Genomic DNA, 22,892 nt, shown 5'->3' on the forward strand with positions numbered 1-22,892 from the left:
TCTGATTTTTTTGAAGGACCTGATCATGCAACGTCGCTTTCTGTTTGCCCTGTCTGCCTTGTCTGCGCTGGCTTTGACTGCCGCTGCGGGCTCTGCCTTGGCGCAGGCCTATCCCAGCAAGGTCATCAAGCTCCAGGTGCCGTTTGCGCCTGGCGGCACCACCGACATTGTGGCCCGCGTGGTTGCCGACCCACTGGGCAAGGCGCTGGGCCAGACGGTTGTCGTTGAGAACAAGGCTGGCGGCGGCGGCGTGGTCGGTGCACTGGAGACTTCCCGGGCGGCGCCCGATGGGTACACGCTGGGCGTGGCGACGGTGTCCACTACCGCGTCCAACCCGGCCATCAATCCAAAGATTCCGTACAACACGCTGACGGATTTCACGCCCATCATCAACATCGCAGCGACCCCCAACGTGATCGCGGTGAACCCCAGCTTCCCGGCCCGCAACTACAAGGAGTTTGTCGCTGAGCTCAAAAAGAACCCGGGAAAATACTCATTTGGCTCATCGGGCACAGGCAGCATCGCGCACCTGCAGATGGAGCTATACAAGAGCCTGAGCGGCACCTTCATTACCCACATACCGTACCGGGGCTCCGGTCCGGCATTAAACGACGCGGTGGCGGGCCAGATCCCAATTATTTTTGACAACCTGCCTTCGGCGCTGCCCTTCATCCAGCAAAAGCGCCTGATTGCCATAGCGGTGGCGGCACCCGAACGCCTGGCCGTGCTGCCCGACGTGCCCACCTTCAAGGAGGTCGGGCTGGAGCCTGTGAACCGGATGGCGTATTACGGCATTCTGGGCCCCAAGGGCTTGCCGAAAGAGGTGGTTGACAAGGTCAGCGCCGGCGTGAAAAAGTCGTTGGAGGATCCGGCAGTTCGCAAACGCATTGAAGACACCGGCTCGCTCGTCATTGGCAATACGCCCGATCAGTTTGCCGCGCAGATCAAGGCAGAGTTCGAGGTGTACAAGAAGGTGGTCGAATCGGCCAAGCTCAAGCTCGAATAAGCGCAGCGGTTTTTCCTTCTGTTTTGTTGCGTCCCGGCAGGCTTTGGCTTGTCGGGACGTTTTTTTTGCCAATTTGAAGGATATATTGGCCTATAGCCCAATGAATACGGGCGTAAGCTGCTATTGTATTTATAGCAAATTCAGTCTTCTTCATAGCCTTCGGGATCGGGCAAACCTGCAGACGGTCCTACCGACTCGGGAACCCATGCTCACCGTGACCCATGCCGCATTGCCTTTTTTGTTATCGTCCAAGCCATGCAAGCACAAAGCCAGTCCAGCATCGATTCCTTCATAGATGCCCTGTGGCTAGAAGACGGTCTGTCCAACAACACGCTGGAAGCCTACCGGCGCGACCTGTCGTTGTACGCGGCCTGGCTGGGCGCCAAAGAGCAGGGCGGCCGCCCGCTTGACGACACCGGCGAGAGCGATCTGGCCAGCTACTTTTCGGTCAAGCATGCCAGCACCAAGGCTACCTCTGCCAACCGGCGGCTGACGGTGTTCAAGCGTTACTTTCGCTGGGCGCTGCGCGAACGCATCACGACGGCAGACCCGACGCTGAAACTTCAATCGGCCAAACAGGCCTTGCGCGTGCCCAAGCTCATGAGCGAGGCGCAGGTGGAGCGTTTGCTGGCAGCGCCCGCTGAAGATACGGCGCTCGGGCAGCGCGACCGCGCCATGCTGGAGTTGATGTACGCCAGCGGCCTGCGCGTCAGCGAACTGGTCGGGCTCAAGACTTTTCACCTGGGGCTGAATGAAGGCGTGCTGCGCGTCATGGGCAAGGGCAATAAAGAGCGGCTGGTGCCTTTCGGCCAAGTGGCGCGGCAATGGATCAATGTCTACCTGGCCGAGGCGCGGCCGGACATCCTGAAAGGCCAGCAGACCGAAGACCTGTTTGTTACCGCGCGGGGCTGCGGCATGAGCCGGGTGATGTTCTGGATACTGGTGAAAAAGTACGCAGCGCTGGCCGGCATCACCTCGCCCTTGTCGCCGCACACCCTGCGCCATGCGTTTGCCACCCATTTGCTGAACCACGGAGCTGACTTGCGCGCCGTGCAAATGCTGCTGGGCCATGCCGATATTTCGACCACCACAATTTACACCCATGTCGCCCGTGAACGGTTGAAGACGCTGCACGCGCAGCACCATCCGCGCGGCTAACTCGCTTGCCCCGGCCTGAAAAGCCCGGCACTACTTCAGCGGTACATGTAGTCCCGGCTGAAGGGGTAGACCGACTGGGCGCCTTTGATCGCTGCATTTCGCACATCGCCTGAAGGCCGGGCCGCCAGCAACTGGTGCAGCGAGATCCAGCCCTCCTCAAAGCTCATGGCGCTGCCCGCCAGGTACAAGCGGTAAGCGCGCAGGGTTTTTTCCGCCCGCGCGGCGCCGCCATCGGCGGCCAGCAACTGGCGCGCCTCGGCCAACTGGGCCTCCAGCGCATCTGACCAGTCCCAGAGCGTGCGCGCATAGTGCGGACGCAGGTTCTCGGTGTCGACCATTTCCAGCCCGGCGCGCGCCAGATGCGCCAGCACGGCGCTGATATGCAGCAACTCGCCGCCCGGAAAGATGTATTTGCTGATGAAGTCGCCTAGGCCCGCGCCGAGCTGCCGGTTTTCAAGCCCACCCGCGGTAATGCCGTGGTTCAGGACCAGACCGCCGGGCGCCAGCAAGCGCATGATTTTGCCGAAGTAGGCGCTCATGTTGGCTTGGCCTACATGCTCAAACATGCCGATTGAAGAGATTTTGTCGAAAGGCTGGTCCTCGGCCAGGTCGCGGTAGTCGCGCAGCTCGATGCGCACGCGCTGAGCCAGGCCTTTTTGCGCAATCAGACGTTGCACATGCGCGTGCTGGTTCTTCGACAGCGTGATGCCGGTGGCATTCACGCCGTAATGCTCGGCCGCCCACAGCAGCAGCGCCCCCCAGCCAGCGCCAATGTCCAGAAAGCGCTCGCCCGGCTGAAGCATCAGCTTGCGGCAGATATGGTCCAGCTTGGCCTCCTGGGCACGCGCCAGCGTCATCGGCGGGTCGGCAAAGTCGCGGTAATAAGCGCAAGAATAGACCCGGCGCGGGTCCAGCCACAGCGCGTAAAAGGCGTCTGACACGTCGTAATGGAACTGCACTTGCGCCGCGTCTTTTGCCGGTGTGTGGGCTGTCAGCGATTTGAGCCGCCGCAGCCAGCCAGGCCACTTGCTCGTGCCGCTTTCCACCGGGTTGCCTTGCAGCAGCTTGGTGACCGCGCGCATCACGTCGCGCATGGCGCCTTCAAGTTGCAGCGTGCCCTCCACGTAGTCTTCCGCCAGGGCGCCAATCTGGCCAGCCTTGAGGCGGGCAATACTGGACCAGTTGGAAAACGACAGCTTGACGCGGGCGTTGGCGGCACCCAACAGCTGGCCGTGTGGCAGCTGCAATGCGATGTCCGAGGGCAATTGCGGCGGGCGCAGTGCCGTGTCGGAAACCAGGTGCCGGATCATGGGCAAACTCCTTTTCGGTGACTGCTTTTTATTTTACAGTCTAGCGCCCGTTAACCATTTTCGCCAGTGCCCCCTCATATGGCCAAAGCCGGATTAAACCCGGAGCTTTAGGCGTCAGCGCCCAGCAGCGCCAACTCGGCTTCGTCAAAGCCGGCCAGGCGGCGCGCTTGCAGGTTCAGTGGGCCCTTCAGCCGCGGTGCGCCGTATTGTTGGGCCAGCTTTGCATAAGTGGCCAGCGGGTCCAGCGCGCGCTGGGCGCACAGCAGGCGGTACCAGTGGTTGCCAATGGCGACATGGCCAATTTCGTCACGCAGGATGATGTCCAGAATCGCCACCGCACGCAGCGCATGGTGCGTTCCTACCTTGCGCAGTTTGGCCTGCATGGGCGGCGTCGCGTCCAGGCCCCTGGCCTCCAGCGTGCGCGGCACCAGCGCCATGCGTGCCAGCAAGTCGCCTTCGGTTTTCTGCGTCATGTCCCACAAGCCGGTGTGGGCCGCAAAGTCGCCGTAGTCGTAGCCCATGCTTTGCAGCTCGGCGCGCAATAAACTGAAGTGCCTGGCCTCTTCGGCAGCCACTTTCAGCCAGTCCAGGTAGTAGGCAGGCGGCATGCCGGCGAAGCGCCAGACCGCGTCCAGCGCCAGGTTGATCGCATTGAACTCGATGTGCGTCACCGCGTGCAGCAGGGCGGCCAAGCCTTCGGGCGTGAAGGGCGAGCGCTTGGGGAGGTCCAGGTGCGAGCGCAATTGCGGCCGCGCCGGGCAGCCGGGTAGGCCAGCGGGTGCCACCAGATGCAGCTGGGGTGCTATCAAAATAGTAGCTTCTTGCGCCCATAGATACTGGGCTAGAAGCACTTTTTGTAGTGGATTTGGCTCCAGTAGCGCCTGCAGGGCGCGCTGGCGCAGTTCGGCGGAGGGTGGGGTGGCCGTCATGGCTGAATTGTCTGCGATTGAGCCGGGCGCGCTGGCAACCCGCTGACAAACAGCGGAACAGGCGCTTCCTTACAATCGGAGATTCGCCAGCCACCTTCCTGCCCAAACCCTAATTTCTTGAATCAAGGACACCCATGGCCATTTATCAACTGGACGATTTGACCCCTGCCATCCATGAAACCGCTTGGGTGGCGGACAGCGCGCAGGTCCTGGGCAATGTCCGGCTTGCGCAAGACAGCAGTGTCTGGTTCGGGGTGGTGATACGCGGCGACATGGACGCCATCAGCGTGGGCCGGGGCACCAACATCCAGGACAACAGTGTTTTGCATGCCGACCACGGCGTGCCTTTGACCATTGGCGACAATGTCTCGATAGGCCATCAGGTCATGCTGCATGGCTGCACCATTGGCGATGGCTCCCTGATCGGCATTCAGGCGGTGATACTTAACGGCGCCAAAATTGGCAAGAATTGCCTGGTGGGCGCGGGCTCGCTGATCACCGAGGGCAAGGAGTTTGCGGATAACTCGATGATCTTTGGCAGCCCGGCCAAGGCGGTGCGGCAACTTTCGGCCGAACAGATTGAGGGTTTAAAAATGATCTCGGACCACTATATAGAGAATGCCCGGCGCTATAGGAGCGGGCTCAAAAAACTGGCCTGAGCGACACCAACAGCATGACCACCTCGAACCTACAGCCTTTTCAAAGCACACATAAACCAGCAGGGGCCACAAGCGCGAAGGTCGGACTTCGCGCTGCATCGCTCCCGCATTCGCAAGCAGGGGCCGCGGAACCGGCTTTGCCGGGCCGCAGGCGCAGCGCCCCCTCGGGGGGCAGCGTATTACGCGAAGCGAAAAGCGTGGGGGCTCGTGATGTCTGAACTTCATAAATTTATCTTCGATGGCTTGCCGGTGCGCGGCATGCTGGTGCGCCTGACCGGTTCCTGGCAGGAAATTCTTGAGCGCCGTCGCGTTGCCGGCGCCTATCCGGTTGAGGTCATGCACCTGCTGGGTGAAATGACGGCGGCCGCTGCGCTGATGCAAAGCAGTATTAGCTTCAATGGTGCGTTGATTCTGCAGATTTTTGGCGATGGTCCAGTCAAGCTTGCCGTGGCCGAAGTGCAGCCCGATCTGAGCCTGCGCGCGACCGCGACGGTGACGGGCAGCGTCGACGCCGGCAGTTCGCTGAGCCAACTGGTCAATGTTGGCAACCAGGGGCGTTGCGCCATCACGCTGGACCCGAAAGACAAGTTGCCTGGGCAGCAGTCTTACCAGGGCGTGGTGCCGCTGTTTGGCGACCAGCACGAAAAAATAGAAAAACTTGGCGAGGTGCTTGAGCACTACATGCTGCAAAGCGAGCAACTCGATACCAAGCTGATTCTGGCTGCCGACGGGAATGTTGCTGCGGGCCTGCTGATCCAGCGCCTGCCGGTCAAGGGGCAGGGCAATTTGCAGGGCCAGCTGGACCGGGACGCCAATGAAGACGAAATTGGCGTGAATGAGGACTACAAGCGCATCGCCATGCTGGCCGGCACCTTGAAGCGCGAAGAGTTGTTAAGCCTGGACACCGACACGATTTTGCGCCGTCTGTTCTGGCAAGAGCCGCTAACGCGCTTTGAGCCGCTCAAGCCCAGTTTTGCCTGCAGCTGCTCGCGTGAGCGTGTGGGCAACATGCTGCGCGGCCTGGGCACGGCAGAAATTGAAAGCATCATTGCCGAACGCGGCAAGGTGGACGTGGGTTGCGAGTTTTGCGGCGCGCAGTATGCGTTTGACCCGGTCGATGCGGCGCAGATTTTTACCAGCCAGAGCCGGCAGCCACCGCCCAGTTCAACGGTGCAATAAAGCGAATAAGTGAGATGAGCCGCGTTCCAGCGGCTTAACAGGTCGCTGATCAAGTCTCTGATCAAATCCCTTAAGGGCTGATCTGCACGAAGATTTCATTGGGCTTGACCATGCCCAGTTCACCTCTGGCCTTTTCTTCGACGATTTGCAGGCCTTCCTTCAAATCCTTGACTTCGGCTGCCAGTTGGTCATTGCCCAGCTGAGCCTGCGCATTTTTCACCAGTTGCTCGTCCAGCCTTTGCTGCATCTCACGCACGCTCGGAATGCTGCCCCGGCCGATCCAGAGCTGCGCGTGAAATAGCACCAGCAACGCAATCAGGATAGCGGGGATGAGGCGATTTCCCACGGGGCTGGCCAAAAAGGTGCGCTGATCTAAGGTTTAGCGCAGGTTGTAGAAGGCGGCGCGGCCGGGGTAGGTCGCGATTTCGCCGAGGTCTTCTTCGATGCGCAACAACTGGTTGTATTTGGCGGTGCGGTCAGAGCGCGAGAGCGAGCCGGTCTTGATCTGGCCGGCATTGGTGCCGACTGCGATGTCGGCAATGGTCGAGTCTTCGGTTTCGCCCGAGCGGTGGCTGATGACGGCGGTGTAACCGGCGCGCTTGGCCATCTCGATGGCGGCAAAGGTCTCGGTCAGGGTGCCGATCTGGTTGATCTTGATCAGTATCGAGTTGGCAATGCCTTTGTCGATGCCTTCTTTCAATATTTTGGTGTTGGTGACAAACAGGTCGTCGCCGACGATTTGCACCGTTTTTCCGAGGCGGTCGGTCAGCAGCTTCCAGCCATCCCAGTCACCTTCAGCCATGCCGTCTTCAATGCTGATGATGGGGTATTTGTCAACCCAGGTCGCCAGCATGTTGGTCCATTCGGTGGCGTCCAGGCTCAGACCTTCGCCGGCCAGCACGTACTTGCCGTCCTTGTAAAACTCGGAGGCCGCGCAATCGAGGCCCAGTGCAATCTGCCCGCCCGCCACAAAGCCGGCCTTGTCAATCGCTTCCAGAATCAGCTGAATGGCCGCTTCATGATTGGCGACGCTGGGCGCAAAGCCGCCTTCGTCGCCGACGGCGGTACTCATGCCCTTGTCGTGCAGGATGGTCTTAAGCGCATGAAAAACTTCGACACCGTAACGCACGGCTTCGCGAAAGCTCGGTGCGCCGACCGGGATGATCATGAACTCTTGCAGGTCCAGGTTGTTGTTGGCGTGGGCGCCGCCGTTGACCACATTCATCATGGGCACTGGCATTTGCATGGCGCCGCTGCCGCCAAAGTAGCGGTACAGAGGCAGGCCGGCTTCTTCAGCCGCTGCGCGCGCCACGGCCATGCTGACGGCCAGAGTGGCGTTGGCGCCCAGGCGCGATTTGTTGTCGGTGCCGTCCAGGTCAATCAGCGTGCGGTCCAGAAAGGCCTGTTCGCTGGCGTCGAGGCCGAGCACGGCTTCAGAGATTTCGGTGTTGATATGTTCAACGGCCTTGAGAACGCCTTTGCCAAGGTAGCGCGATTTGTCGCCGTCGCGCAATTCGATGGCCTCGCGCGAACCGGTGGACGCGCCCGAAGGCACCGCCGCGCGGCCCATGACGCCCGACTCCAGCAGCACGTCGCATTCCACGGTGGGATTGCCCCGGCTGTCGAGAATTTCGCGGCCGACGATATCAACAATTGCGCTCATTATTTTCCTTGGGAAGTAGAAGGATGTGTCAGACCGGAGCGGCTACGCCCTCGACCAAAACCATGTTAAAAAATTCGGTTGCTCCTTGGCGTTTGGCCCGCGCTGCGCGGTACATCTCGCCATCGTAAAAGGCTTTGGCCGTCTCGTAACTCGGAAATCTCAGCATGGCGATGCGGCTTGGCTGCCACTGGCCTTCCAGCGTCTCAAAGCGGCCTCCGCGCACCAGGTACTCGCCGCCTGCTGCTGCGACGGCGGCGGGCGCTGCGGCCATGTACTGCTTGTACTGCTCACTATCGGATATCTGCATGTCAACAATGATGTAGGCGGGCATGGTGTTCTCGCGTGCGTTCAATTGAAATCGTTTTCAAGAAAACCGTTTTTCTTGGTCACGCGGTCTAGCGCCAGGAGAGTCTCCAGCAGTGCTTTCATGTGCTTGAGTGGCACCGCGTTGGGGCCGTCGCTCATGGCTTTGGCGGGGTCGGGATGCGTTTCCATGAAGATGCCGGCAATACCGACCGCCACGGCAGCCCGCGCCAGCACCGGCACCATTTCACGCTGGCCGCCGCTGCTGGTGCCGTTGCCGCCAGGCAGCTGCACCGAGTGGGTGGCATCGAACACCACGGGTGCATGGGTTTCGCGCATGATTGCCAGGCTGCGCATATCTGACACCAGATTGTTGTAGCCAAAACTCGCGCCACGCTCGCAGGCCATGAAGCGGTCTTCGTCCAGGCCCTTTTCGCGAGCCGCGGCGCGCGCCTTGTCGATAACGTTTTTCATGTCGCCCGGCGCCAAAAACTGGCCTTTTTTTATATTGACCGGCTTGCCCGATTGCGCCACGGCTCGGATGAAGTCGGTCTGGCGGCACAAAAAAGCCGGCGTCTGCAACACGTCGACCACGCTGGCGACCTGGGCAATTTGCGACTCGTCATGAATGTCGGTCAACACCGGCAGTGCCAGATCATGTTTGACCTTAGCCAGAATTTCCAGGCCTTTGTCGATGCCGGGTCCGCGAAACGTGCTGCCCGAGGAACGATTGGCCTTGTCAAAACTGCTTTTGAAGATGAATGGAATGCCGAGCGCCGAAGTGATTTCTTTCAGCGTGCCCGCCGTGTCCATCTGCAACTGCTCGGATTCAATCACGCAGGGCCCGGCGATCAGGAAAAAAGGCAGGTTCAGGCCGACATCAAAACCACAAAGCTTCATATCAGGCCACTGCCTTCAGCGGCTTTACGGCGGATTTTTGATCCTGACCCGGCTGAGTTGCGGAAGCTGCCAGCGTAGAACTGGCACGCTGCGCAAGCGCCGCAGCGATGTAGGCGTTGAACAGCGGATGACCGTTCCACGGGGTGGATTTGAATTCAGGGTGGAACTGCACGCCCATGAACCAGGGGTGAACGTCCTGCGGCAGCTCAACAATTTCCGTCAGATGTTCACGCTGGGTCAAGGCTGAGACCACCAAGCCGGATTTGCGCAAGGCATCGAGGTAATTGACGTTGGCTTCATAACGGTGGCGGTGACGTTCAGTCACCACATCGCCATAAATCTTGTGGGCCAACGTGCCTTTGGCGACATCCGAGCTCTGCGCGCCCAGCCGCATGGTGCCGCCCAGATCGGATTGGGCATCGCGCGTCTTGATGGTGCCGTCAGCATCCTTCCATTCAGTGATCAGTGCAATCACCGGATGCGGGGTGGCCGGATCAAACTCGGTGCTGTTGGCGTCTTTCAGGCCGGAGACATGGCGTGCGAACTCTATGGTGGCTACCTGCATTCCGAGGCAGATGCCGAGGTAGGGTATCTTGTTTTCACGGGCAAAGCGGGCGGCGCAAATTTTGCCTTCAACGCCGCGTATGCCAAAGCCACCGGGCACCAGAATACCGTCAAATTGGGCGAGTCGGGAGACGTTTTCGGGCGTGATGGATTCAGAGTCAATGTACTCAATGACAACCTTGGCATGGTTTTTCATGCCGGCGTGGCGTAAGGCCTCGTTAAGGGATTTGTAGCTGTCGCTCAGGTCCACATACTTGCCGACCATGGCAATGCTGACCTCAGTTGCCGGGTGCTCGGTTTCGTACACCAGATCGTCCCAGCGCTTGAGATTTGCCGGCGGCGTGTTCAGGCGCAGCTTGTCGCAGATCAGGCCATCGAGGCCCTGCTCGTGCAGCATGCGCGGCACCTTGTAAATGGTGTCGACGTCCCACATCGATATCACGCCCCACTCGGGCACATTGGAGAACAGTGAGATTTTTTCGCGCTCTTCGGCCGGAATGCGGCGGTCTGCGCGACATAGCAGCACGTCAGCCTGAATGCCGATTTCACGCAGCTGCTTGGCCGTGTGCTGGGTAGGTTTGGTCTTGAGTTCACCGGCCGCAGCAATCCAGGGCACATAGCTCAGGTGGACAAAGGCCGTGTTGTTGGCGCCCATGCGCAGGCTCATCTGACGCACCGCCTCCAGGAAGGGCAGTGATTCAATGTCGCCAACGGTGCCGCCAATTTCAACAATCGCCACATCGACCGCTTCAGGCGTGTCGTAGCGCGCACCGCGCTTGATGAAATCCTGGATTTCATTGGTGACATGCGGGATCACCTGCACTGTCTTGCCCAGGTAGTCGCCGCGGCGCTCTTTTTCGAGCACGCTTTTGTAAATCTGGCCGGTGGTGAAGTTGTTGGACTTGCGCATGCGCGTTTCAATGAAACGCTCGTAGTGGCCCAAATCCAGATCGGTTTCTGCCCCGTCTTCGGTCACAAACACCTCTCCGTGCTGAAACGGCGACATGGTGCCCGGATCCACATTGATGTAGGGGTCGAGCTTGATTAACGTGACTTTGAGGCCTCGCGACTCAAGGATCGCAGCTAGGGAGGCTGAGGCGATTCCCTTGCCCAGGGAAGACACCACACCGCCGGTGACGAAGACAAATTTGGTCATGTCAGATACGAACCGCAAGTTCGCTGAGGTGGTAAACGGAGATTATAAGGGTTGAGCAAAGCGCCGCAGGCTCACGAAGTGACCAGCTTGGTGGGCTCTTGACCTTTGCTGCTACATTGCAAAACATGACGAATCAAGCAAATGCCACAGGTGAAAGTGAAGCGCTGGAACTGGCCGGCAAACATCTGGTGCTGGGCCTCACGGGCGGCATCGCCTGTTACAAGGCGGCCGAGTTGTGCCGGGCCCTGATTAAAGCGGGCGCCACCGTGCAGGTGGTGATGACCGAGGCGGCCGCGCAGTTTATAACGCCGGTGACCATGCAGGCGCTTAGTGGCCGACCGGTGTACACCAGCCAGTGGGACAGCCGTGAACCCAACACCATGGCGCACATCAACCTGTCGCGCGAGGCCGACGCGCTCGTGATTGCACCTTGCAGCGCCGACTTCATGGCCAAACTGCTGCATGGCCGTGCCGATGACCTGCTCAGCTTGATGTGCCTGGCCCGCCCCATCGGCAAGGTGGCGCTGCTGGTGGCGCCGGCGATGAACCGCGAGATGTACGCCCACCCAGCCACGCAGCGCAACTTCGTTCAGCTTGAGGCCGACGGGGCTACCGTGCTGGGCGTGGGCAATGGCTTTCAGGCCTGCGGGGAAACCGGTGACGGCCGCATGCTGGAGCCCGAGCAACTGCTTGAAGACATCATCGCGTTCTTTGCGCCCAAGGTGCTGGCGGGCCAACAGGTGCTGATAACGGCCGGCCCGACTTATGAGGCGATTGATCCGGTGCGCGGCATCACCAATTTATCGAGCGGAAAAATGGGTTTTGCCATTGCGCGGGCGGCGCGGGAGGCGGGTGCGGAGGTCACATTGGTCGCCGGCCCGGTGAGCCTGCCCACGCCGCGCGGGGTCACCCGTGCTGATGTGAAATCAGCATTAAATATGCTTGAAGCCGTTATGGAGCGGGCGCAGACAGCTACTATTTTTATAGCAACGGCAGCCGTCGCCGATTGGCGCCCAGCGGCGCCGTCGGCCCACAAGATCAAGAAAGATGGCTCCGGTCAGGCGCCGCAACTGGAGTTTTCCGAAAACGTGGACATCCTGGCCACGCTTGCCCAGTCCGCGGCCGCGCAGGCCGGCGCACTGTTTTGCGTGGGTTTTGCGGCAGAAAGCCACGATCTGCTGGAAAACGCCCAGGCCAAGAGGTTGCGCAAAAAAGTGCCGCTGCTGGTCGGCAACATCGGGCCCGACACCTTTGGCCAGGACTACAACGCGCTGCTGCTGCTGGACGAGCGGGGCAGTACCGAATTGCCGAGAGCGTCCAAGCTGGTCTTGGCGCGGCGGCTGGTGCAGGAGATTGCGACCCGGATGGGGGCTCGCACGCCCGCGCAGCTCAGCACCAGCGGGAAAGTGAGCGCCTCATGATGCATGCTTCGAACACCCCGCCTGATGGCGATTTCGTGCGCTACGTGGAGCGTTTGACCGGCAGCACGGCAGTGCCTGCCGTGCGCGAAGACCTGTTCATGCCCAGGGAGGCTGGCCCAGGCAGTACGTCGTTTGCGGCAAGCTCCGGCCAGCCCTCCATCAGGGCGGCACAGGCGGCGCAGGCGCCGCTGCACGGCATGTCGTTCTGGACGCACGTCAAGTGGGTAGTCGCTTTGTGGATAGCCACGCAGGCATTTGCCAAACTGGTGCCGGCTGCCAGCCAGTTGTTTATCCCCGCCCTGATGGTGTATGCGGTTTGGGTCATTTTTTGGGTCAGCCGTGCGGCGGCCATCAGCGCCGGAGCATCTGATGTAAACCCGCTGGTAGAACGTCTGAGCGAGTTGGCCAGACGCGCCGCCGAAAAAACAAAAATAGCCCAGTAACTTAAGCCATCCCAGCCACCTCAGCATAAAAACAAGCCATGAAAATCGACCTCAAGATACTGGATTCACGCCTGCAAAACAATCTGCCGAACTACGCCACGCCTGGCAGTGCTGGCCTCGATCTGCGCGCCTGCCTCGATGCGCCGCTCACGCTGGGAGCCAATGCCTGGCAGCTGGTGCCCACGGGCATCGCGATCCATCTATGTGACTCCGGTTACGCCGCACTGATCTTGCCGCGCTCTGGGCTTGGCCACAAACACGGCATCGTGCTGGGCAACTTGGTGGGCCTCATCGACAGCGACTACCAGGGACAGCTGCTGGTCAGCGCCTGGAACCGCAGTGATGTGCCTTTCACAATTGAGCCGATGGAGCGCATTGCACAGCTGGTAATCGTGCCGGTGGTGCAGGCGCAATTCAATGTGGTCGCCGAGTTTCCCGTCAGTGAGCGAGGCGAGGGCGGTTATGGATCTACCGGTAAGGCGTGAGGTCGCCTGCCCTCGGGTCACGGGTCAGCTTTGTCCTACAGCAGCCGGCTGCAGCTTCCCACGCAGCGACAGCACAGAGCATCACCCAGGAACTGGAAAAATCGGCCTTTAATTAGGCTTGTTTTAGGGCATACATATTTTCATTAAAGTGAATTAGATGCGCCAAGGCCTGATATTTTATTAACTGGAGATTTCCATGCGCCAAGCTACCCGCTTTCTTACAGCTGCTTCTTCATTGTTTGTGTTACTCGGCCTGGTCGCCTGCGGTTCGGTGCCAATGGACTCCCAGGCTCCCTATCCCTCATCTCAGTACCCTAACCAGAATCCATATCCGGCTCAGAGCCAATACCCTAGCCAATATCCTAATCAAAGCCAATACCCCGGGCAAAATCAACAAGGCAACTATGTTGAATACGGCCGCGTGACCAATGTGGAAGTGTTCCAGAATCAGGAACAAGGTCAGGGTACCGGACTAGGCGCGGTACTGGGCGGCGTGGCCGGCGCGGTGGTTGGCCGACAGATCGGCGGCGGTACCGGAAAAGATGTGGCTACCGTGGCCGGCGCAGTCGGTGGTGCGGTGGCTGGCAATGCCATCGAGAAAAACCGTAATGCCGGTGTTCGCCAAACCTATCGGGTTTCTGTGCAGCTTGAGCGTGGCGGCGTACGGGCCTACGACCTGTCATCGTCAGGCGACCTGCGCGTTGGCGAACGCGTGAGAATTGAGAACGGGCAGCTGTTTCGCAATTAATCAGCTCCAAAATCCAAAAAGCGGCGTGGCAGTCTTTCTGCCACGCCGCTTTTTTGGGCTGAACGAATTCCGTTTTCTCAATGCAGTGTGTCGTTGCCAGGCGCCAGCGGCGCGAGCTTGAAGAAGCCGGCGCCGAGCGAGCCCTCGCCAACTTCCGCCTCGGTGGCTTCGCGAACGGATTCGACCTTGATGGCCAGACGCAATGCAATGCCAGCCAGCGGGTGGTTGCCGTCAAGCACTACATGCTCCGGATAAATTTCCGAGACGGTGTAAAGGTGGTCAGGCGGAATGGGTCCGCTGGTTCCGGCCGGCAATGCCGCGCCATCAAAGCTCATGCCCTCTTCCAGCTCTGCCGGAAAAAGGCCGCGGGGCTCAAGAAATACCAGGTTTTCATCGTAGTCACCGAAAGCGCTTTCTGGCTCCAGGTGCAGTTCGAGCTGGTCTTTAGCCTCGTGGCCTTGCAGGGCTTCTTCAATCTTGGCGAGCAAGTCATCGCCTCCAAGCAAAAATTCCACCGGTTGGTCTAATTCGTCGAGCACATCGCCCAGGGTGTCTTTCAGCGTCCATGTCAGGGCGACGACGCATTGCAGGGTGATTTTCATCAGACAATTGTCCCATGGATGTAAACCAATCTCTAGACCTTCTGGCAGGGCTAAGCCCCGCACAATTCATGCGTCGATACTGGCAAAAAAAGCCGCTTTTGGTGCGCCAGGCCATCCCCGGGTTCCAGCCTTTGTTAAGCCGCGCCGCGCTGTTTAAGCTGGCCGGGCGCGAGCAGGTCGAGTCCAGGTTGATTGTTCAGCAGACTAAGGGCTGGCGCATGAAGCAGGGGCCTTTTGCACCCCGTGGCCTGCCGCCGCTTAACCAGCAGGGCTGGACCCTGCTGGTGCAGGGGGTCGACACGCACGATGCGGGCGCCCACGCTTTGCTGCAGCAGTTTCGTTTTGTGGCCGATGCGCGCCTTGATGACCTGATGATCTCGTTTGCCACGACAGGCGGTGGCGTGGGGCCGCACTTTGACAGTTACGATGTTTTTCTGCTGCAGGCCAGTGGCCGCAGGCGCTGGAAGATCGGGCGACAAAGAGATCTTGCCCTGCAGCCTGGCGTTCCGCTTAAGATTTTGCAAAACTTCGAGCCCGAGGAAGAGTTTGTGCTGGAAGCGGGCGACATGCTCTACCTGCCGCCTCGTTATGCGCATGATGGTATCGCCGAAGCTGCCTTGGGCAACGACGACAAGGCCGCCGAGTGCATGACTTATTCCATTGGCTTTCGGGCGCCGGGCCGTAGCGAACTGGCCGTCGAAATGCTGCGCCGCCTGGCCGAGTTCACCGAGGATGAGGAAGAAGCCGCGCCAACTGAAGCGAGTGGCCGGGCCGGTGGCCTGCCCCGCGCGTACCGCGATCCTGGCGAAAGTGCAACGGCGACGCCAGCGGCCTTGCCCGCTGCGTTGGCAGCGTTTGCAGAGCAGGCTGTGCGTGAGGCACTAAAAGATCCGCTGGCGATAGGCTGCGCCTTGGGCGAGTACATGACTGGACCCAAACCCACCGTCTGGTTTGAGGCGCCCCTGCAAGCCTGGCACGCCGATCTTGCGACAACAGGACAGAGCAGTATTCAACTCGATCCGCGTACCCGCATGATGTATGACCGTGCGCATGTGTTCATCAATGGTGAGAGCTACCGCGGCAAAGGCGCCGACGCCACGCTGATGCACCGGCTGGCAGACCAGCGCGCTCTTTCGGCGCGTGAGTTGCGCAAGGCCAGCGCATCCGCTATCGCGCTGCTGGCCGATTGGCACGACGCGGGTTGGCTGGCGAAAGTGCTGCCGGGTGCAGACCACTAAAGTGATTGCTGTTGCCTCCAAAAAAATTCCAAGGAAACCACCCGATGGACGACAAGATATCACCCGCTTCGCCTGTTTCCTTGCGGGAAGGCTGTTTCACCGGCCGCAGCGAGTTCACCGATTTGGTCCGTCAAGCTTTTGCAGCGGCGGCCGCGCAGGGCTGGCGTGAAATCATTCTGTGCGATGCCAATTTTGAAGATTGGCCGTTGGGCGAGCGGGCAGTGACGCAGTCCTTGAACGCCTGGTCAAAAAGCGGTCGCAAATTGACTATCCTCGCGAAAAGCTTCGTTGACTTGCAGCGAAGGCATGCGCGCTTCGTAACCTGGCGGCAAACGTGGGCGCACATTGTTGAATGCCGGGCAAGTGCTGCTACTGCGGCGGACGACATGTCCAGTGCGCTGTGGAGCCCGGGCTGGGTCTTTGAACGGCGGGACCTGCAGCGTTGTACGGGACTGGCAGGTTCTGGGGTCGCCCGGCGCGTCGAATTGAAGGAACGCCTAAAAGAACAGCTATTGCGAAGCTCGCCCGCGTTTGCCGCGAGCACTTTGGGTCTTTGAGTCAGCGTGTGGTTTTTTTGGAGTGGCAGCCGCCTTATGCCATTTTTTGCTTACCAAGGGTTTTCAGGGGTGGTTTAACCGGCATATAATTTAAGGCTGGGTAGAAAGAGCTCGAGTCCTTTCCCCAGTCAGAACATAACTTGAATTTTGGTTTGGGTTTTCTTTTGACAATTTCCGGAAATTGTTTTCTTAATTCATCAAGGATCGTTAAAAATGAACAAGTCACTCGTTTTGGCAGCTATTGTTGCTGCTGTTGCCCTGGCTGCCTGCGGTAAAAAAGAAGAAGCCGCTGCTCCAGCGCCCGTCGTCGTGACCCCCGCACCTGTCGTGGTTGCACCAGCGCCTGAGGCTTCTGCCGCTGCTGGTTCTGCTTCCGATGCCGCCGGTTCAGCTTCTGCTGCTGGCGCCGCCGCCGGTGCCGCAACCAGCGCCGCTGACGCAGCTGCCCAAGCTGCCAGCGCTGCCCAAGACGCAATGAAGAAGTAATTTCTTCTGTTTGGCTTAAAGCCGCCTTCGGGCGGCTTTTTTATGTCTGTATGCTGCTCCGCAACATCGCAAACAGACACAGGACGAGCTTAAATGGTCAGCCAGCGCGTGCCGCAAGCCGCGTCGGCAATCACCAATTCGGTTGCGCCTCCCAGTGCATTCGACATGGCTTGATGCGCCAGTTCCGGACGGTTGTTCTGCTGGCTTAAATGCGCCGCCACCAGATGCTTGAGTCTGCCGTGCAAAATCGAGCCGGCAATCGCGCCCGCAGCGCTGTTGGATAAATGGCCGTACAGCCCACCGACGCGCCGCTTGAGAAACGGTGGGTAGCTTGACTGGGCCAGCAGTTCGCTGTCGTGGTTGCATTCCAGCAACAGGGCGTCACAGAGCGCCAGATGGGCCAACAAGTGCGCCGTGGCATGGCCCAGGTCGGTCAGCACGCCAAGCTTGGTCGCGCCGTCCGTGCAGGTCAGCTGCAAGGGTTCGCGCGCATCGTGTGGAACCGTGAAAGGCATGATCTGCAAGCCGCCCAGGTCAATCGCGTGGCTGTCGCGGGCGATATGGAGCAGGCCGTCGAAGTCGGGCGAGCCTATGCCTTCATAAGTGCCGCGGCTCATCCACACCGGAATGCGGTAGCGCAAGGCCAGCGAAAGGGCGCAGCCGATATGGTCGCTATGTTCGTGGGTGATGAAAACCGCGTGGATGTCTTCAGGCTGCAGCCCGGCTTCACCGAGGCGACGGGTCAGCTGCTTCACGCCCAAACCGCAGTCAATGAGCAGCCGAAACGGCACCAGGCCGCCAGCTTCAACCAGCGTGGCATTGCCAGTGCTGCCGCTGCCCAGGCTTTTAAACCTCAGCATGGCAGTAAAAAGCGAGCGGCTGGCAGCAAACCGGCTGGACCTTATTTCAGGTCGTCGGCAATGACCTGGACAATGCGCTGGGCGTTGGCTGACGATTCGGCCGCGCCTTGGCCATTGAGGACGGACACCGTGGTGCTTTCGCCCTGACTTTTCACTGCGATGCGATACTTCAGCGGAGCCGGAGCGGCCGAAGCACTGCTGAACAGTTTGCTCAGGAAGCCTGGCTCGCTCTTGCCGGTCGCGGGCTCGACATAGCGCACGAAGTAGGTGCCCTGGCTGCGGTCGCGGTCCTCAACGGTAAAGCCGGTGCGGTCCAGTGCCAGGCCAACGCGGCGCCAGGCGCGCTCAAACCCTTCGTCTATCTGCAAGACCGGCAGGTTGTTGACGACGGCAACGCGCGATGTTTGCTTGGTGGCGCCAGCGGCCACCGAGACTTTGGACTGTTCCTGCGTCACGCCCAGCTTAACCATCAAACGGCGTAAAAACTCTGCTTCCAGTTCCGGATCGGCGGGGCGTGGCTGCCAGACGGTGCTGTCGCCGGTGTTGGAACTGCTGGTTTTTGCGCCCGTAATCACTTCAACCATGCCGCGATGGCTGATGTAGACCTCGGTGCCACCGTCTGGCCTGCGCTCCAGCCGGGTGCGGAACTTGTCACGCTCTCCGGTGGAGTACAGCGAGTCAATCACTTTGCCCAAGGTGTTGCGAATGAAGTCTTGCGGCAGCTTGGCGCGGTTTTCGGCGAAATCCGTTTCCATGATGCCGAGGTTTTCCTGGTCTTGCGTCAGCAAAAAACCGCTTTCCTGCCAAAACTCTCGCACCGGTCCCCAGAGCTTGTCGGCTGGCCGGTTGATGACCAGCCAGCGCTGGCTGCCGGCGCGTTCGATGCGCACGTCGCCCACTGTGTTGGCCGCAGTTGGGACGGTGGTCGGCGCGGCTTGCCCCACCTGGTAGCTGCTGGCGGTCACAGCGGTGCCGGGAACGACGTAGCGGCTTTCGCGGGTGAGCTGGGTCAGATCCGGCGGAATGTCGAGCGACGGCGCTTTGGCACCGCTCGATTTGTAATCGACACGTTCGCCCTCCATGGTGTCGCGCAGTGAGGAACAGCCCGCAAGCACGCTGATGGCGAGCAGAGCGGCGACGGCTGCAGCGCTATGGGATGTCAGGAATGCAGAATGCTTCGGTAGTTTTGTAAATGTCGCGGGTGTCGGCAATGTCTTCACTTGGGGTCCCTTAAAAATCAGATCAGGCCGCAGTCGCGCAGGGCGTTTTCCACGGCAGTTTCGTTCGATGTTTCCAGCTGTGTCATGGGCAGGCGAAGCGTGCCGCCGCAAAGCGCCATGCGCGCCATCGCCCATTTGACGGGAATGGGGTTGGCTTCGACAAACAGGTTTTTGTGCAGCGGCAGCAGCTTGAACTGCAGTTCCATGGCGCGTTTGACGTCTCCGGCCACTGCGGCCACGCACAACTCATGCATAAGCCGGGGGGCGACATTGGCCGTCACGCTGACGTTGCCCTGGCCGCCGCACAGCATCAGTGCCACGGCAGTCGGGTCGTCGCCTGAATACACGGCAAAGCCCCGGGGGACTTCCTTGATCAGCCACTGGGCGCGCTCGATGTTGCCGGTGGCTTCCTTGATGCCAACAATGCCGGGCACTTGGGCCAGGCGCAGCACGGTGGCATGCTGCATATCGGCCACGCTGCGGCCCGGCACGTTGTACAGCACGGTCGGCAAGTCACCGACCGCCTCGGCAATCGCCTTGAAATGGCGGTACTGGCCTTCTTGCGTTGGCTTGTTGTAGTAGGGGACCACCTGCAGCTGGCAGTCGGCGCCCACCTGTTTGGCAAAGCGGGCGAGCTCGATCGCCTCGGCGGTCGAGTTGGCGCCGCAACCGGCCATGATGGGCACGCGCTTTTTGGCCTGCTCGACTGAGACGCGGATAATTTCGCAATGCTCTTCGACGTTGACGGTAGGCGACTCACCGGTGGTGCCGACCACACCTATGCAGTCGGTGCCTTCGGCAACGTGCCAGTCTACTAATTTGCGCAGCGTGGGGTAGTCGACGCTGCCGTCTTCATGCAAGGGCGTTGCCAGTGCAACGATGCTGCCGGTAATGGGTTTCATGTCGTGCTTGTAACGTTGATGGCCGAAGTGATGATTGGGTTCAATCATCTGGAGCCCGGCTCAAGAGCCAATCCTCCATTCTACCCAGAGCCTAATCCAGGCTGTAGCGCATTGGTGCGCCGGACTCGGGGTTGAATGGCCGGTCCACATCTGCCGCGCTGGCCGCCTCGCGCACAGCCACGATGCGTTGGATAAAGCGCGGCAGACGTCCAGGCCCAGCCTCTTGAAAACCGTCTTCAAAAGCCACCACACGCAGGCCCTTGCAGAGCTCCAGAAGCTCGCCGGTGTGCAGCAAGAAATCTGGCCGGGAGGGTTTGCCCACGGTCTCGTTGCCTTGCGTAAAAGTTTCGTAAATCAGCACACCGCCGGGCGCCAGGCTGTCCAGCAGCGTCGGCAGCAGCGGGCGCCAGAGGTAGTTTGTAACAACCACAGCGGCAAACTGCCGGCCGGCGAATGGCCACGGGCCATTTTCAATGTCGGCCACCACGGCTTCGCAGGCATGTGCTGGAACTGCTATCGATTCGATAGCAGCTTGCGCCCGGTCTACAAGGACTACGAGGTGATTTCGCTCATAAAACCAGCGGGCGTGGCGGCCTTGGCCGCAGGCCACGTCCAGCACCACACCGCGAGCGGCGACCAGATGCGACCAGCGTTGCACCCAGGCCGACGGTGTCTCGCTACCGTGCGCGCTGCATGACGCATCCTGGTTCAACTTGGTTTCTTTCAAAATGGCTTTTCCTTCAACGTGGTTTCACTTCGTTTTTCAAGGCGGCCAGCGCCATAGCCTCGACCCGGGCCGGTGCCAGCAGCTTGAGCCAGCGGCCCAGCTTGCCCTTGGCCGTCATGACGACTTCCCGGTCACGCCGTGCCAGGCCTTGCAAAATCAGCCGGGCGCAGCTTGACACGCTCATGGCGTCGTCTTCTTTCAGGCCGCTGGCGCCAGCGGCAACGCCTGCCGCGTTGAAGCCGCGGTAACGCGTGCGGGTGGCGACCACGCCGGGGAAGGCCGTCGTCACGCTGACGCCTGCACCCTTGAGTTCGGCGCGCAAGGCCTCGAAGAAGCCGGTCATGGCAAATTTGCTGGCGCTGTAGGCGGTGCGACCAGGCACCCCAATCAGCCCGGCAAGGCTGGACACGGCCACGATGCTGCCGCGGCTTTGCTTCAAAAACGGCAAGGCAGCATGCGTGCACCAGACGCTGCCCCACAAATTGATGCGCATCAGCTGCTCGTACCAGCCCAAGTCATCGGCCTTGACGTCCGCGAAGAGCGCTTGCGCAGACATGCCCGCGTTGTTGATCAGGGCGTCGATGCGGCCAAAGCTGTCGATGGCAGCTGCCATCAGCCGGCGGCATTGCGCCTGCTCCGCTACATCGGTTTTGAGCACCAGCGTCTGCGCGCCGAGCGCCGCGCATTGTTCGGCCACTTCCCTGAGCCGGGCCTCGTTGCGCGCCGCCAGCACCAGGGCTATACCAGCGCCATGGGTTTGCGCCAGTTGCCGCGCCATCTCGGCGCCTATGCCGTCGGAAGCACCGGTAATCACTATTATTTTCATAGCTGCTTGCGCCCGTGTTTATTGGGCTAGAGGCCTAAATTACCCTATAAATGGGTTGGCCGGAACCTAGAAGCAGGCCCAGACCTGATTGGCGAGTGTGAGCATGAAATCGGGCCGCGTGTAGAGGGCAAACACCGCCAAAGACGCGATGATCGCCAGCGTCCACACGGCCACTTTTTTCATCACTTCAGGCTCCCTGCGGCAGTTTGACGCGATGTTGCCGCGCAATCGGTGCCTCGCGCACCGGCAGATTCACCAGCGCCGCAAACACGCCAAGCCCGATCGCGATATACCAGACGATGTCGTAGCTGCCGCTGCGGTCATACAAATAGCCACCGAGCCAGACGCCCATGAAAGAGCCAATCTGGTGGCTGAAGAAAATAAAGCCGCTCAGCATAGATAGATGCTGGATGCCGAAAATTTGCGCCACCGCAGCGTTGGTGACGGGCACGGTCGACAGCCACAGCAGACCCATCAGGCTGGAAAAGATGTAAACACTGGCCGGACTCAGCGGAGCGGCCAGAAACACCGCAATGACGACCGAGCGTGCAATGTAAATGGTTGCCAGGATTTTCTTTTTGGCGATCCGTTGGCCCAGCGCGCCGGCGGCGTAGGTGCCAAACACATTGAACAGGCCGATCAGCGCCAGCGCGTAGCTTGCCACTTGCGGCGACAGGCCCTTGTCCCTCAAGTAGCTGGGCATGTGCACACCAATAAATACCACCTGAAAGCCGCAGACAAAGTAGCCCGCCATCAGCAGCTGAAAACTCGGGTATTTGAAGGCTTCGCGCAGCGCCTGGCCAATGGTCTGTTCACGCCGGGCGGCGTGCCCGCCCGCAAAGCCGCCTTCGCGCAGGCCCAGCGCCAGCGGCATGATCAGCAGCACCGCCGCGCTCAGCACCAACAGGGCGCTTTGCCAGCCCAGGCTGCTGATCAGCAAGCCCTCGGTCGGCACCATCAGGAATTGGCCAAACGAGCCCGCTGCCGCCGCCACGCCCATGGCCCAGGAGCGCCTTTCGGCCGGCACATGGCGGCCTATCACGCCGTAAATCACGGCATAGGTGGTGCCCGCCTGGGCTGCGCCAATCAACACCCCGGCGGTCAGCGTGAACAGCAAGCCGGTGGGCGACAAGGCCATGCCGGCCAGGCCCAGTGCGTACAGCAATGCGCCGACCACTACCACGCGGAAAGCGCCAAAGCGGTCGGCCGCCATTCCGGCAAAAATGCCGAAAACGCCCCAGGCCAGATTCTGGATGGCGATGGCGAAGGCAAAGGTCTCGCGGGTCCAGCCCTGCGCCTGCGTGATCGGTTGCAGCCAAAGCCCGAAGCCGTGGCGTATGCCCATGGACAGCGTGACAATCGCCGCGCCGCAGGCCAGCACCTGAAACAGGGACAGGGTTTTGGCTTGAGAGTGTGTCGGTAACGAGCTGATGGAGGACATCCGCAGACTGTAACGAAAACGGGAGAAAGCCGCTTTCGCCCGCGTAAATTCAGAGTTGCTGAGGATGACGGGGCAGTCGGTCTGGTGCGGCGAACCTGTATATTCGTAC

General features: G+C 60.4%; 25 protein-coding genes. 11 read left to right on the forward strand and 14 right to left on the reverse strand.

What is annotated here, in order from left to right; translation table 11 throughout:
- The first annotated feature begins 25 nt into the window (after positions 1 to 25).
- Entirely contained in the window at positions 26 to 1,006 is a 981-nt protein-coding gene (locus HHJ18_RS13885; RefSeq protein ID WP_296916192.1) for a tripartite tricarboxylate transporter substrate binding protein BugE, read from the forward strand.
- A gap of 255 nt (positions 1,007 to 1,261) precedes the next feature.
- Positions 1,262 to 2,164, forward strand: a complete 903-nt coding sequence (gene xerD / locus HHJ18_RS13890) for a site-specific tyrosine recombinase XerD (RefSeq protein ID WP_296916194.1) — start codon at positions 1,262 to 1,264, stop codon at positions 2,162 to 2,164.
- A 35-nt stretch (positions 2,165 to 2,199) separates the two neighbouring features.
- On the opposite strand, the gene HHJ18_RS13895 is transcribed toward xerD, so the two are convergent.
- Entirely contained in the window at positions 2,200 to 3,474 is a 1,275-nt protein-coding gene (locus tag HHJ18_RS13895) for a class I SAM-dependent methyltransferase (protein ID WP_296916196.1), read from the reverse strand.
- 107 nt (positions 3,475 to 3,581) lie between these two features.
- The gene (locus HHJ18_RS13900) at positions 3,582 to 4,403 is read right to left on the reverse strand and encodes a ferritin-like domain-containing protein (RefSeq protein ID WP_296916197.1); all 822 of its coding nucleotides are present in this window, start codon (positions 4,401 to 4,403) and stop codon (positions 3,582 to 3,584) included.
- Between the two features lie 134 nt (positions 4,404 to 4,537).
- On the opposite strand from HHJ18_RS13900, the gene HHJ18_RS13905 reads away from it, so the two are divergent.
- Entirely contained in the window at positions 4,538 to 5,062 is a 525-nt protein-coding gene (locus HHJ18_RS13905) for a gamma carbonic anhydrase family protein (RefSeq protein ID WP_296916199.1), read from the forward strand.
- A 210-nt stretch (positions 5,063 to 5,272) separates the two neighbouring features.
- Positions 5,273 to 6,241, forward strand: a complete 969-nt coding sequence (locus HHJ18_RS13910) for an Hsp33 family molecular chaperone HslO (protein ID WP_296916200.1) — start codon at positions 5,273 to 5,275, stop codon at positions 6,239 to 6,241.
- Positions 6,242 to 6,311: 70 nt separating this feature from the next.
- Here HHJ18_RS13910 and HHJ18_RS13915 read toward each other — a convergent pair whose 3' ends face one another.
- The 5 genes from HHJ18_RS13915 to HHJ18_RS13935 are packed head-to-tail and all read right to left on the reverse strand — an operon-like array spanning position 6,312 to position 10,827.
- On the reverse strand, positions 6,312 to 6,587 hold the full coding sequence (locus HHJ18_RS13915; protein WP_296916202.1) for a septum formation initiator family protein: 276 nt from the start codon (positions 6,585 to 6,587) through the stop codon (positions 6,312 to 6,314).
- A gap of 33 nt (positions 6,588 to 6,620) precedes the next feature.
- Positions 6,621 to 7,904: a phosphopyruvate hydratase gene (gene eno, locus HHJ18_RS13920; protein ID WP_296916203.1), complete on the reverse strand. Its 1,284-nt coding sequence runs from the start codon at positions 7,902 to 7,904 to the stop codon at positions 6,621 to 6,623.
- Positions 7,905 to 7,932: 28 nt separating this feature from the next.
- Complete coding sequence (locus HHJ18_RS13925; protein WP_296916205.1) at positions 7,933 to 8,235, reverse strand: DUF1330 domain-containing protein; 303 nt, start codon at positions 8,233 to 8,235, stop codon at positions 7,933 to 7,935.
- A gap of 17 nt (positions 8,236 to 8,252) precedes the next feature.
- Positions 8,253 to 9,107 (reverse strand): 3-deoxy-8-phosphooctulonate synthase, encoded by an 855-nt coding sequence (gene kdsA, locus HHJ18_RS13930; protein ID WP_296916206.1) that lies wholly within the window; start codon positions 9,105 to 9,107, stop codon positions 8,253 to 8,255.
- Position 9,108: 1 nt separating this feature from the next.
- Positions 9,109 to 10,827: a CTP synthase gene (locus HHJ18_RS13935; RefSeq protein ID WP_296916207.1), complete on the reverse strand. Its 1,719-nt coding sequence runs from the start codon at positions 10,825 to 10,827 to the stop codon at positions 9,109 to 9,111.
- Between the two features lie 125 nt (positions 10,828 to 10,952).
- Here HHJ18_RS13935 and coaBC point away from each other — a divergent pair, with 125 nt between their 5' ends.
- The 4 genes from coaBC (at position 10,953) to HHJ18_RS13955 (ending at position 13,924) form a co-directional block, all read left to right on the forward strand.
- The gene (gene coaBC, locus HHJ18_RS13940; RefSeq protein WP_296916209.1) at positions 10,953 to 12,248 is read left to right on the forward strand and encodes a bifunctional phosphopantothenoylcysteine decarboxylase/phosphopantothenate--cysteine ligase CoaBC; all 1,296 of its coding nucleotides are present in this window, start codon (positions 10,953 to 10,955) and stop codon (positions 12,246 to 12,248) included.
- Positions 12,245 to 12,691, forward strand: coding sequence for a hypothetical protein (locus tag HHJ18_RS13945; protein ID WP_296916210.1), 447 nt, complete (start codon positions 12,245 to 12,247; stop codon positions 12,689 to 12,691). Before coaBC ends, HHJ18_RS13945 begins: the two co-directional genes overlap by 4 nt.
- A 38-nt stretch (positions 12,692 to 12,729) precedes the next feature.
- A complete protein-coding gene (gene dut / locus HHJ18_RS13950) occupies positions 12,730 to 13,176 on the forward strand; it encodes a dUTP diphosphatase (RefSeq protein ID WP_296916212.1) in 447 nt (148 codons plus the stop codon).
- Between the two features lie 196 nt (positions 13,177 to 13,372).
- Positions 13,373 to 13,924, forward strand: coding sequence for a glycine zipper 2TM domain-containing protein (locus HHJ18_RS13955; RefSeq protein ID WP_296916213.1), 552 nt, complete (start codon positions 13,373 to 13,375; stop codon positions 13,922 to 13,924).
- A gap of 77 nt (positions 13,925 to 14,001) precedes the next feature.
- Here the strand turns inward: HHJ18_RS13955 and HHJ18_RS13960 are convergent, their stop codons facing one another.
- Positions 14,002 to 14,526: a peptidylprolyl isomerase gene (locus tag HHJ18_RS13960; RefSeq protein WP_296916215.1), complete on the reverse strand. Its 525-nt coding sequence runs from the start codon at positions 14,524 to 14,526 to the stop codon at positions 14,002 to 14,004.
- A 14-nt stretch (positions 14,527 to 14,540) separates the two neighbouring features.
- Here HHJ18_RS13960 and HHJ18_RS13965 point away from each other — a divergent pair, with 14 nt between their 5' ends.
- From HHJ18_RS13965 to HHJ18_RS13975, 3 genes are all read left to right on the forward strand, one after another.
- Positions 14,541 to 15,764, forward strand: a complete 1,224-nt coding sequence (locus HHJ18_RS13965) for a cupin domain-containing protein (RefSeq protein WP_296916218.1) — start codon at positions 14,541 to 14,543, stop codon at positions 15,762 to 15,764.
- A gap of 44 nt (positions 15,765 to 15,808) precedes the next feature.
- Complete coding sequence (locus HHJ18_RS13970; protein ID WP_296916219.1) at positions 15,809 to 16,321, forward strand: hypothetical protein; 513 nt, start codon at positions 15,809 to 15,811, stop codon at positions 16,319 to 16,321.
- 213 nt (positions 16,322 to 16,534) lie between these two features.
- Positions 16,535 to 16,807: a hypothetical protein gene (locus HHJ18_RS13975; protein ID WP_296916221.1), complete on the forward strand. Its 273-nt coding sequence runs from the start codon at positions 16,535 to 16,537 to the stop codon at positions 16,805 to 16,807.
- Between the two features lie 89 nt (positions 16,808 to 16,896).
- Here the strand turns inward: HHJ18_RS13975 and HHJ18_RS13980 are convergent, their stop codons facing one another.
- The 6 genes from HHJ18_RS13980 to HHJ18_RS14005 all read right to left on the reverse strand — a co-directional run bounded on the left by HHJ18_RS13980 (position 16,897) and on the right by HHJ18_RS14005 (position 22,783).
- On the reverse strand, positions 16,897 to 17,667 hold the full coding sequence (locus HHJ18_RS13980) for an MBL fold metallo-hydrolase (protein ID WP_296916223.1): 771 nt from the start codon (positions 17,665 to 17,667) through the stop codon (positions 16,897 to 16,899).
- A 41-nt stretch (positions 17,668 to 17,708) separates the two neighbouring features.
- Entirely contained in the window at positions 17,709 to 18,749 is a 1,041-nt protein-coding gene (bamC, locus tag HHJ18_RS13985; RefSeq protein WP_296916624.1) for an outer membrane protein assembly factor BamC, read from the reverse strand.
- A gap of 155 nt (positions 18,750 to 18,904) precedes the next feature.
- Positions 18,905 to 19,789: a 4-hydroxy-tetrahydrodipicolinate synthase gene (dapA, locus tag HHJ18_RS13990; RefSeq protein ID WP_296916224.1), complete on the reverse strand. Its 885-nt coding sequence runs from the start codon at positions 19,787 to 19,789 to the stop codon at positions 18,905 to 18,907.
- 91 nt (positions 19,790 to 19,880) lie between these two features.
- The gene (locus HHJ18_RS13995; protein ID WP_296916226.1) at positions 19,881 to 20,516 is read right to left on the reverse strand and encodes a class I SAM-dependent methyltransferase; all 636 of its coding nucleotides are present in this window, start codon (positions 20,514 to 20,516) and stop codon (positions 19,881 to 19,883) included.
- A gap of 13 nt (positions 20,517 to 20,529) precedes the next feature.
- Positions 20,530 to 21,342 (reverse strand): SDR family oxidoreductase, encoded by an 813-nt coding sequence (locus HHJ18_RS14000; RefSeq protein ID WP_296916227.1) that lies wholly within the window; start codon positions 21,340 to 21,342, stop codon positions 20,530 to 20,532.
- Between the two features lie 187 nt (positions 21,343 to 21,529).
- Positions 21,530 to 22,783, reverse strand: coding sequence for an MFS transporter (locus HHJ18_RS14005; protein ID WP_296916228.1), 1,254 nt, complete (start codon positions 22,781 to 22,783; stop codon positions 21,530 to 21,532).
- Positions 22,784 to 22,892 lie beyond the last annotated feature (109 nt).

Origin of the sequence: Polaromonas sp., assembly GCF_012927455.1 — a bacterium.
Classification (GTDB): Bacteria; Pseudomonadota; Gammaproteobacteria; order Burkholderiales; family Burkholderiaceae_C; genus Polaromonas.